This window comes from Rickettsiella endosymbiont of Dermanyssus gallinae, assembly GCF_019285595.1.
Taxonomy (GTDB): domain Bacteria; phylum Pseudomonadota; class Gammaproteobacteria; order Diplorickettsiales; family Diplorickettsiaceae; genus Rickettsiella_B.
The window spans coordinates 26,993-38,529 of sequence record NZ_CP079094.1 but is presented as its reverse complement, the minus strand read 5'-3'; the positions used below and the strand labels follow the sequence as shown (position 1 = coordinate 38,529).

Below are 11,537 nucleotides of genomic sequence, written 5' to 3'. Positions count from 1 at the left end.
ATTACTGCGTATGAGTCATAACTACGACTACCCCTTACTAACGGCATCACGCTAATAAGGGATATAAAGTTAACTTCGGGAACTATTTACTTGATAACTTATTCGGTGCTGGTGGCGTTTCCCCTTCTGTAATGTTAATCACCGCTGTTGTATCCGGCCTACGTGCGCCTACCGTATACATGGCATAACAATCGAGCACATTACTGAAGTTCTGCTTGTCATCCCAAAAGCTGGATGTAAAAGGCTTCGCCTCTACAGTTACCAATCCTCTCGACTTACTAAACGTAATCATCTGGCATTGAGCATCCGTCGTATCAGTATTGAAGTTAGGCCCTAACGGATGGTTAGTACTCGTACCGTAATCCGATGGAAACTCAAGAAACTCGACGACGGGAATACCATTCATCATCGTAACGCGTCTCTGTTTAAATCCATCTAAATTTGCTTGACCATAGTCCGCATTCATTAATTTAGGGTGCTCTATGATCTGGCTGTAATACTTAGGCGAAACCAGCGTAACCATATCGGATAATGGAATTTTTCTTCTAACGAGTTCTTCCACAGAGGCTCTATGTGCTTTGTTTAATAAGAACGCGTTACTTTCAATATCTGATTGAGTGGTAGGATCTTTTGCAACCGTCACCTTTATCTCTATACCATCTTTGAAAGCAGGCTTAAGGTCATCCGGTGCTTTCCAACCTCTATTCTTAATCAATTGAATCGCATGTGCATTATCAAACAACTCAGCAAAGCTCGTACCGTTGTTCTGGCCCATATCTGCTAACCAGTCAGGACTTGTCCAGTCATCTTGATAGTCAATGGGATTCCGAATGTACAAAACAGTATCCACCACAATAACAAGCTTATCGTTCGTTACCTTCTGCGGGTCTAGCGATATACCTGATTTACGACCTTTCACTGTACTGTTATTTAATCGGTCTACCCGGTATGTATTACTTCGATCTGCAACAGAACGTTGTTGACTTAACGAAGTAAATAAAGCGCCATACTGAAAGGCGGTATCAACTTCATTTTGATATATTTCTAAGTGAATATCTTGGTCTGAATTAATTCCAGCCCAATGTACTCTTGTACTTTCTCCAGCATAAGGTGTATTTGGCATCGTCTATTTCCTCCGTAAATGTCATAACCCGGCACTTTTCCCCATCTTCCGACGGCGAATAAGGTCGCTGTACCTGTCTCTATACTGAGGAGATTCTAAGCTTCTCCCCTTAGCGTCTTGTTTGAGCTGGTTTAACTCTTTAGAAAAATTTTCTCGGGACAATAACCCTATAGCTTGATTACCTGCTATAGCGCCTATCGGCGCCCCTACTCCCAACCCTGCCGTATACTGCAATACAATATCGGCATAGCCCTTATAATCACCGCCGTCTGCCATTAGCTTCGCCGCTTTCATTAATGCAGGAGGCGCTTTCGACTTAAAGATGTCATTCATCTGTGACCATTTCTCTGCACCACCCGACATCGTGTATATCTCTTGTACGACAGCCTGACTTTCCTGGATGGTTCCAGCAACATACTGATGCGCCAGTGACAACGCTAAATCCTGATACTCAGCAGGAATCTTAGACTTTAAGTACGCTTCGTTTACCAACGCCGTATCAGCATGCTCTACGGCTTTTTGGACAATAGCGGCTACGTCATCAAACGTTATGCCTGTTGCTTTCTGAAGTATGGCTACCCCCGCATCAATGGATGCATTACCGGAAGAACGTATCGGTTCGGCGTCATTGGTAGGAAGGTTGGGTTTAACCTCAGGTACCTCGGTTGACTGATCAGTTGTTTTCTCCGTTGTCTTAACTGCTCCCGCTGCCTTTGTTTCTTGTGATGCTTGGTATAATTGTGCTGTTGTCTTGGATCGCTGTTCAGGGGGTGCTTGTGCCGCTAACGATGCACCCTCAATCTGCATGGGAATGGATTCATTTGTCGTATTCACTTCTTGTTGCACCATAGAACTCCTTTGCTAAATAGTGTTATAGAATTTAAGGCTTCACACTAATCCCTGCTGCGCTGCATTGAGATCAGCTTGTTGTGGTTGGCTAGAGAGCATCTGAGAAGATGTTTCTTGCTGTTGCTTGGCTGCATCTTGTTGTGATTGCTGTTGTTCTAAAAGCTTCTGTTTTAGCTCTTCTTCCGTATAACTTAGGCTGCTTCGGTCTACGCCAAACCCAGAACATATCTGGTCTATTACTAAATCAGGGTTAAAACGCTGGCTTGATTGCACTAACACCGGCAGAACCATCTGTATCGCATTCGCGACATACTGCAACCGAGTGACATTGGCCGAATCGTTCAAAGCTTGCATGCCCACCAGCACATCAACACCAATACTGTCCTCCATTAACAATGGCAGCATCCTCGGATCAGTCTCTGAAATCAGTATTTGTGCTAATCGGGTATGCAATACGTCTGAGATATTACTGTATACGCCCCCTAATGCTTGATTCGCTTCTTGAGCGTTCGTTCGGATCTCCTCGGCTGTAACCCGCTCGGCATCCCGCGTATTTCCGGAATACATAAAAGCGATGGATAGTTGCACTAACAACTGTTGTATATCAGCCTGTATCGCTTGTAGCTTGCTGTACTCTCCTCCCTCGTACGCGATAACATTCTTATCGGCAAGATTGCACGACACATAATCACCTGTATTCGCATCAGCAAAGTCGTCTTCCGATATGCCAGAACCCGAATCCACTAAATGTATTAACCGTGTTGCTGCAACACCATATAGCAAGCTTGACTGGGATAGCTGAGATAACCTTGCAAAATCCCCCGCATAGTCCTCAACATGGCCTCGACCGTAGTGCTCCCCTTGTATGAGATTCCAAGTAGTCGGTATGTAGGGCAATAACGTTTGAGCATATTGGGCATGGTTGAATTGCACGTTATTTATTTCTTGGTATACGTTGTATTTGTTGCCTTCCTTCGTAATACAGGTATACAAATCTTGCACGGCATATTTATCTTTATGCTCTGTCAGTACCGGTAAGTTCAACGCTTGCGCCTGCGCTAGACTGATGCTTTCTTTTAAGACAATCAGAAATACCTCCGATCCTTGGCGTCGTACCACATAATCCCGTACAGAATAAGCAGAAAAACGTTTTGTCTCGGGATTTCGATAGATCAAACTGTTCCCTGTAATAATAAGTTGCTTAATCGCATGATTGAGTATGGAGTAAGTCCCATCCACCAACACACTGCGACTTGCTTTATCTGCTATCGAACTAAAAATCGGGTCTACCTGTTTCTCTTCTATCCCTATCTTTTGCATGTAGGACAACATTCGAGGTGTGGGATATATCCTAAAGAAGCTAAAGTTCTGGGGAAATAAAGCCTGTACAATCTTGCTAGCTAAGCTGTTGACCAACATAGCACCTTTGCTTTGGTAGTCTCTCTCCAGTATTTGCCTTGTATCCTTATCGCTCGATGCCGACTCTGGAAATATCTGCGGTAAAGTCCATTTAGCATAACGACTTGAACTAGTAATGACGTTTTCGTCTTGGTGTCTTATAAAGAGAGATGCCGCGGAGGTCGATTGCATAGTGTTATAAGCGCTAGATACCGAGACTATTCGTTATAAGCTGTCTTCTCTTTTTAGCCGCCATGCCATTGATAGGACTGACACCTTCTCGTGAATCTGAACCCATAATAACCTTAGCGGGGTCTAAGTTCGCTTGATTCTGCAATGCCATTTGGTTCTTCGTCATATTGATCGACTTCTGCATCTCGGCCTGTTGCTGCTCTGCCGCTCTCCTTGCCGCATCTGCCTGATCTGCCGCACTATTAGCACCCGTTATAGAACCAATAAAATCACTGATAAACCCCATCACGTTGACCTCTTTCCTTGATTGAAGATATGGCCGGGTAATACTTAAGCCTATATTCATATTGAGAAACTCTACTGGGAATAGCGTATAAGCTGCACCCGTTTTGGTATGCATATTTACGAAGCGCTAATAAAAAATACTTCATACCCTTGATACCAGGATTCCCTGCTAACGTATTCACGATTAACGTCTTACCCGGAAAATGCCAGTCCTCTACGACACTTAAACTCGCACCGGCATGTACCTTCGACGATGTCTCTAGCAACATCGTTGTGGTAGAACGGCAGAGTTCCATCAACCGAGATAAATGCTGTTCCTGAGTTAATCCGTTCTCTAGACCATGACCAAATTGGCTTAAATACGGCAAACTGTGCAATAAATGATCGGTTAAACCGGCGTGGATCGTGACATACATCCTAAGAGTATAGCACTAATGAGAATGATTATCATTATTATTTATAATAATCAATAAGGTGAGTTGCCACAATCATCTAATCGATAAAATAGGCAACCTTTCAAAAATACTTGCAAATGAATTAGGTATAGAATAACCATTCTACCGATGTCAGGAATATGGTTTATTATTCATCTTCTTCTACAAAAAAAGGATACTCATTTATAAGGTTTTTAATTCTAAAATCTAATAAATTAAGAAATCGCTTTTTTAGCGGCTTCGTTAGTTTCTTCAGCGACTTGAAGTAACTGCGGATAAAGTATTTCAGGCTCTTCAGGCGATTTTGCTCGTAATACCGCTCCTATTTCTTTGCAAACTTGTTCTAAGCGACTCGCTCCACAATAACTTGCTCCACCTTTCCATTTATGAGCCAAGTTTCCTATACTCTGCCAATCCTTGTTCTGATGGTACTGTTTTAGCTCCGCTATTTCTTTTGTTAAGCTACTGACGAGCAACTCCAACAATTCATGAAGTGTTTCTTCGCTGCCCAGTAATCCTATCGCCTTTTCTTTATTTAAAAGTGGCAATGATTGTAAATTATCATTGGAAGATTCATCATGGTCTTCTTTAGAAACCGAAGTGGTAGCTTGTGAATGCGATAGAAATACACTGAGTATTTCTGAGGCTTTCTCAGGGGTTAATGGTTTGCTATAGATCGCATTCATTCCATTTTCAAGACAACGTTTCTTCTTTTCTTCAACGGTATGCGCTGTTAATCCAATAATGGGAACTGATGGATTACTCTGCCATTGTTTTAATCGAATACGACGTGTTACATCACAACCATCGCCATCCGGAAGGCCAATGTCCATCAATATCAGATCATAATAGTTTTTTTCTACCAAAGTTAATGCTGTTTTCCCATCTGCAGCAATATCCGTTTGGCAGTTAAGCTCTAACAGAGCACCCTGCGCTACTTTGGCAGCGATGGGATTATCTTCAACCACTAACACGCGACTTCCTGTTGTCACAAACATTTCTTGTAACTCAGATGCTTCAGTCGCTTTTTTAGTGACGATGTGAGCACCTTTTGCAAACAATGAGATCTCTTCTGATTCACTTTCATAATCGGCTGGGGATAATGCTTCTTGCAAAGGAATGAAACACCTAAAGGTTGAACCTTGATTGGGTTGGCTATCTAGCTGAATCTCGCCACCTAATTCATCAATAAATTGTTTAACCACCGAAAGACCGAGGCCTGTTCCTGGATAAATACCCTGATACGAGGGAGTTAAACGGGTAAAACGCGTATAAATCTCATGATGCTTATCTCGTGGAATACCCATCCCTGTATCACTGACACACAATTCAATGATTACTTCACGTTTTTTATTCTCTATTAAACGTGTACTGACTTTAATTTCGCCTTTATCCGTATACTTTAATGCATTTGTCACCAATTCCAGAGTAATACGTTGTATACGGATAGGATCGCCCAGCAAATACGGAGGGATATTTTCATCATAATCAAAATGTAAATTCAGATTTTTTACATCTGCCTGGGGTTTGTTTAAGCGTACGACCTGGTCTAATATTTTATATAAGGAAAACTTCTTCTTTAAGAGTGGTATTTCTCCCGTTGCTATCTGTATACTTTCTAAAATTTTGTTCAGAAATTCCAATAAAGCATTACTTGAGTCCACAAGATCTGTCGCATATTCTGCTACTTTTTTTGGATTGTTTGATTGCGTTTGAATCAAATGCGCACAACCCACAATTCCTGATAAGGGTGTCCGAATATCATGACGCATGTTTTCCAAAAACTCAGTTTTTGCTTCATTCGCCACTTCGGCTTTTTCTTTAGCTAGTTTTAGGGCCTGTTCAGCTTTTTTCTTTTCAGTTATATCATTATAAACACCTAAAATACCGATGACTTCATTATTTTTATCAACAACAGGTACTTTACTCGTTAATAGATAAATTTTTTTACCATCAGGAAAAGTTTGCTCTTCTTCAATATTAAGCTTAGGAATACGAGATTCCATTACTTCTTTATCATCTCTACGATAGGCATCACTATCTTCTTTCTTAACGGGAAAATCATAATCTGTTTTCCCGATCACTGCTTCCACAGAAGCTAAACCAAGGTTATGTGCAAAAAGCTCATTACAGCCTAGATATTCTCCTTCTTTATCTTTCCAGAAAACGTGGACAGGTAATCTTTTTAAAAGTTCAATAATAAACGCACTATCAAAAGCATCTTTTTTTTGGTTACTAGGCATAAAATTTCCCAGGAAAATCAAATCAATCTGTACATAAAATATATATCAAATATAAGATCATAGGTAGCAATTAATTTTTTCAGATAAATTTTGATAGCTAGAAATAAAATGTTTATCTGGCAATGATTTAAAAAATCCAGACCTAGGTGACTCGGTCTTTTTAACTTGCTCGCTCTCTCTTTCTCGATAAGGCTGTAATTCACAAGTATTTTGTAAAATACCTTTTGGTTTTTCAGTGATTTCATATTTTGCTGCAAAAAGCGATCCTCCTTCTACATAACGATAATTATCGTCTCTAATTACCTTTTTTTTATCTAACCCAACAAGAGATAATACTTCCTCTCCAGCATCAAATATATTACTCACTTTCCCTGGAATAACATAAATCATTTTATTTTCTTTATTTTGAAAAATAACGGCACTACGAAACTCTTTATCTGTCTTGATCTTAGCCAATACAGCTCCAATCCACTCTATATAAATAAACTTTTGTTTAAATCCAGGCCAAAATCTTTCCATCTCTTCTTCACAATTGGGTTTAACGTGTTGAGCAATAAACTCATCATCAATTGAATGAAGATGATTTTTAGCCTCTGCAGCTGTTTTATAAGAACCCATAATTGTCCATTTTCCATGAGTCATTATGTACTTTGAAAAAATTTCATTTTTATTTGAACGATCATCGTAAGGCATTAAACATGGAAACCATCCATCCATGACAATAAATGAAAAAGGTAAATTAGGAAGAGGTCGTTCAGTATATTCATACATTAAAGCTAAACAAGGTTGATAAACAATTTCCATTTTTAAAGGTAATCCTCTAGGATCAGGTACTAATGCTTGATAACTCGTTGTGTTAACAACATAATTAAAAGCAAAATGTTGATCCTTACCTACTTTCCCTGACTTACCCCATACAACAAGCTTATTATCAATTCGCTTTTTTACTTTGATAACATCAAACTCACGTAACAATTTTACTCCTGCTTCTTCTAATTTTTTTATAAAGAAATGGCGTAGTGGTTCACCTAATACTAGGCTTGGTTCTTCAATATCAACTGCAAAATTTAAATTATTGTATCCCCATTCATCTGGCTGGATCTCTCTAGAACTTTCAAGCTCTTTACAAATGGAAGCAAATTTTTCCTTATCTACTTTAGATGGGTTTCCATTTGCATCTCTGATTCCTAATCCATAAACCGAATACAAATGCGGCCTTATCAATTCAGGATAATAATGGGAAAAACTATTAAACCCTTTTTGGCAAGCTATTCTTGTTGCTTCAGAACGGGGATAATGAAGGCCGCTGTGTAATCTGATACCAAACTTTCCCGAAATTTCACTAAATATATCAGGACCTTTTTCAAAAAGCGTTACTTTGCAGGATGGATACTCTTTTTTCAATACCAGTGCAATATGCACTCCATACCACCCCGATCCTATAATAGCAATTTTCCTTTTTGAAAAGAAGCTAATTTTTTTATTATGCATTTTAAATATTTTATTTTTATAAGAGAGCCTATGACTACGTAATATATCACCTATCAAGGCCTAGTTAATATAAGCAAATAGTAACCACTGTATTCAATAAAATAATAAATTTACAGAATTTTATTATTTTTAAATATAAATAAACCCGAGATATTTTATCTGATGTTTATAATCGCCTTTAAATAAAAGGGTATTTAGTTAAGATATATCTATATATCGTACAAAAATTTGCCTCATAGATCAATAAAATAAATTTAATATGTTATTTTATATAAAAATATTTAATTATTTAGTGCATAAATTATGCGGCTTGGCAGTTACCGTGAACATAGAATCTTTGGCTAGTTAGTAACCTCCATATCATGCTTACGCCAAATACTCCGGCGCAGTAAGGAAATAGGTTTGTGTGTGCCACTTGAGTAGTTCATCGTTAATGAATGCTGAAAGGGTATAAAACAACCTAATATCGTACCTTCACCTTCTTTGCTCTTTACAAAAATTTCGCCTTGCAGGTCGTCCACAAATTGTTTTACGATACTTAAACCGAAATAACCTCCTTTATAAACACCCTTGCAAGAAGAAGTTAAGCGATTAAAGCGATGAAACATCTTTTTTCGCTGATCCTTTGAAATACCAATACCTGTATCACTAACAGCAATTTCTATAATGCTTTCTTGGTAATTGCTTCTGATAAGCCGAACAATTAATGTCACTTTTCCTTGTTCAGTAAATTTTATCGCGTTTGTTATTAACTCTAATGCAATACGTTGTACTCTATCGGGATCGCCTATAAGGTATGGGTAAATAGCTTGATCATAATTTAAAGTTAATATGAGCTTTTTTTTATTCGCTAGTGGTTTATTTATCTCGATAATCAATTCCATTTGTCTTTTTAGATCGATTAATATATTGCTAAATGAATCTTTTAATTCTGATTTATTATTATTTTCAGTATAATTTCTCATCTTTTATCCTTGCGATATCATCATTTTATGACTAACAATTCCTCTTATTTTTTATCTAAAAATCAAGATATATAAGAAGCGCTGGATAATGCTGTTTTTCTGTAGACAACAACACCGTAAAAACTACGTATTAAATGAGATTAAATCAGGCGACGAAATTTACCTATTGTATTCAACAATAGATTATTGAGAATTATATTCAGTGTATTTTTTAGCACATCCCTTTACCTCGCTCACTGGATATTTACTATTGTTAATAGCAAGCTTATTCAGGATCGCGGAATTCAGATTGATATCTAATTGGTCGGCTATATGTGTAACATATAGAATAATATCAGCTAATTCATGGCTTACTCTCTCCTTGACAAGTGGATGATCTCTTACACATCTTGACTCTTGCTCGGTATACCATTGAAAAATTTCTAATAATTCGCCCACTTCGCCAGCAACAGCCATAGACAAATTTTTAGGGCTATGAAACTTCTCCCATTCACGGACTTTAGCAAATTCAGCTAGTTTTTCCTTTAATTTATCGACATCAATTATATCTTTCATAATTAATACTCGGCTGATAAATATGACTTTCAAGAAATGCTGTCAGCAATTCTGATTTAGTACGGTATCCTGTTTTTGATTTAATAGTTTCTAAACAGGACTCTATACTTCTTGGCGATACACCTATTTCTTTTGCAATGGTAGACATACTTTTTCCTTCCAACAACATCACTAAATACAGCGTTTCCTTTTCTGTTAAATTTACTTTCTTTAAATAGACTGTCTTTATAAAATATTTTTTAAAAAAAATTTGTTGATTTATCGTATTAAATATAGCTGTTTTTTCTTTTTTATCGGCCTCACAATATAACTTAATACTTTTATTTAATTTATAGGGGGCTTGTTCAGAATATTCGATTAATCCTATTGATTTTGATCTGAAAAAAATAATAAATCGCTTAATTAAGCCAAAGTGATTCAAATAAAAAGTATTTAGTGTTTTAGTCTGAAAATTGGAGGCAAAAGAAAAAATATCAATGTAATCATCAAATGGAAGCGCTACACTAATACCATTCCATATACCTAATTGATAAATTTTTTCTAAAAAAGGATCACCCGTATAGCTTTTCCAAAAAGCTACAGAAATCTTACCACAAATAGCTGTTTTAATTACTTTTCTAAGTAATGTTCCAATATCTCTATTTTCATTTACTAGGTGATGAATGACCGCTTTATTGTTGCTCAAAATAAAAAATTGACTTTTTTTATTAACTCTTATATGAAAAAAATCAGTAATTCCTAAAATTTCTAGCCTAGAAGCAAGATTGAATACTGTTTTGAAGCAATATTTCATTTTTACTTATTCATTATAACCAATTTAAAATACTGTCTTTATATACCTTTATGATAGATATTTTATCTTTTTTGTTTAATTTATGCCTAATGTTTTCTAAATGCTTTTCTATAGTGCGCTTAGAAAGGTTTAAAATATGAGAAATTTGATTAGCCGTATTTCCTGAAGCTAATAAATTAAGACACTCTAATTCTTTGGTTGCTAAAAATATTTCGCCATTTTCAGTTATTATAGGACGTTTATTGATAGGAGTAAGCTTTATAAATTCATCAATTTTTTTTCTATCATATTCATCTAAATGAACTAAAGGTTTAAAATCTTTATAAATTGCTAGATTTTTATTAGTAGGTAGTATGAGATCAGCCGCAGCTAAGTTAAAAGAACCTGTAAATGTTTTAAGAAGCTCTATATTTTCTATATAAAAGTTTTGCATTCCATCGGTTTGTCGATCTGCAGCAAATCCCCACAACTCAATAGAATCTTCCCGCTGTTTAAATATACTCAAGCCGTTCCAAATGTTAAAGTCATAAAGCGCAGACATTAAATAATCTGTTTTTTCTACTGGCCATAAGTAGCAATAGTAATTATCCTCCGGCACGTGCCCTATTTCCTGACCCAGAGATGTACCTTCGTTGTTATGTACATTTTCTAGACAATATCGCAACCAAGCTAGATCGTTACAGAGATAAAGATATCTACCGTCATTAAAAAATCTAAAATAAGCAAAAACTTTTACATCCAATTTAAAAAGTGGCTTGCATATCTCCTTAAATTCACAAACGGTTGATTCAGCATATTTATAGGCCTGTAAATTTATTTCCGTTGCCTTCATACAAAATACCTAAAAAGTCTTAATGTATACTAGCATAAATTAGATATTACATAATCTTAGTCGTATTAATTAAGTACCCTGTTGCTACGGCCGCATCTGAATTTATTTCAAGCGGCTCATCTTTAGTAAAAATGGTAACTGAAAAGCCCTCTTACAAAAGGCGAATTGCATTAGTTATTCCAATGATGCCAGCGCCCACAACTGCAACTTTATGTCTCAAAAAAACCTCCTAATAAAAAAATATATAATATGCATTTCATTAATTAAAATGCAATATAATATAAACATATTTTTTATTTATTAAATATATTTATAAAAATAAATTATTTTTATTACCACGATAATTCTTATAAGTTTTATAAATGCAGAGTGCGTTA

The 11,537-nt window shown here is 36.6% G+C and carries 11 protein-coding genes; all 11 read right to left on the bottom strand.

The window, feature by feature from the left end:
• Positions 1-82: 82 nt before the first annotated feature.
• Positions 83-1,123, bottom strand: coding sequence for a hypothetical protein (locus KX723_RS00200; RefSeq protein WP_218814141.1), 1,041 nt, complete (start codon positions 1,121-1,123; stop codon positions 83-85).
• A gap of 21 nt (positions 1,124-1,144) precedes the next feature.
• A complete protein-coding gene (locus tag KX723_RS00195) occupies positions 1,145-1,972 on the bottom strand; it encodes a hypothetical protein (RefSeq protein ID WP_218814140.1) in 828 nt (275 codons plus the stop codon).
• A 39-nt stretch (positions 1,973-2,011) separates the two neighbouring features.
• Positions 2,012-3,562 (bottom strand): portal protein, encoded by a 1,551-nt coding sequence (locus tag KX723_RS00190; RefSeq protein ID WP_218814139.1) that lies wholly within the window; start codon positions 3,560-3,562, stop codon positions 2,012-2,014.
• A 13-nt stretch (positions 3,563-3,575) separates the two neighbouring features.
• A complete protein-coding gene (locus KX723_RS00185; RefSeq protein ID WP_218814138.1) occupies positions 3,576-3,851 on the bottom strand; it encodes a hypothetical protein in 276 nt (91 codons plus the stop codon).
• On the bottom strand, positions 3,832-4,263 hold the full coding sequence (locus KX723_RS00180; protein WP_218814137.1) for a hypothetical protein: 432 nt from the start codon (positions 4,261-4,263) through the stop codon (positions 3,832-3,834). Before KX723_RS00180 ends, KX723_RS00185 begins: the two co-directional genes overlap by 20 nt.
• Positions 4,264-4,496: 233 nt before the next feature.
• Positions 4,497-6,524, bottom strand: coding sequence for an ATP-binding protein (locus KX723_RS00175; RefSeq protein ID WP_218814136.1), 2,028 nt, complete (start codon positions 6,522-6,524; stop codon positions 4,497-4,499).
• Positions 6,525-6,581: 57 nt separating this feature from the next.
• Positions 6,582-8,015, bottom strand: coding sequence for an FAD-dependent oxidoreductase (locus KX723_RS00170; protein ID WP_218814135.1), 1,434 nt, complete (start codon positions 8,013-8,015; stop codon positions 6,582-6,584).
• A gap of 341 nt (positions 8,016-8,356) precedes the next feature.
• Positions 8,357-8,980 (bottom strand): sensor histidine kinase, encoded by a 624-nt coding sequence (locus tag KX723_RS00165; protein ID WP_218814134.1) that lies wholly within the window; start codon positions 8,978-8,980, stop codon positions 8,357-8,359.
• 183 nt (positions 8,981-9,163) lie between these two features.
• A complete protein-coding gene (locus KX723_RS00160) occupies positions 9,164-9,535 on the bottom strand; it encodes a nucleotide pyrophosphohydrolase (RefSeq protein WP_218814133.1) in 372 nt (123 codons plus the stop codon).
• Positions 9,519-10,328 (bottom strand): LuxR C-terminal-related transcriptional regulator, encoded by an 810-nt coding sequence (locus KX723_RS00155; protein WP_218814132.1) that lies wholly within the window; start codon positions 10,326-10,328, stop codon positions 9,519-9,521. The genes KX723_RS00160 and KX723_RS00155 overlap by 17 nt, the downstream gene beginning before the upstream one ends.
• A gap of 13 nt (positions 10,329-10,341) precedes the next feature.
• Positions 10,342-11,160 carry a helix-turn-helix transcriptional regulator gene (locus KX723_RS00150; RefSeq protein WP_218814131.1) on the bottom strand — a complete coding sequence of 273 codons (819 nt, stop codon included), beginning with the start codon at positions 11,158-11,160 and terminating at the stop codon, positions 10,342-10,344.
• Positions 11,161-11,537: the final 377 nt, after the last annotated feature.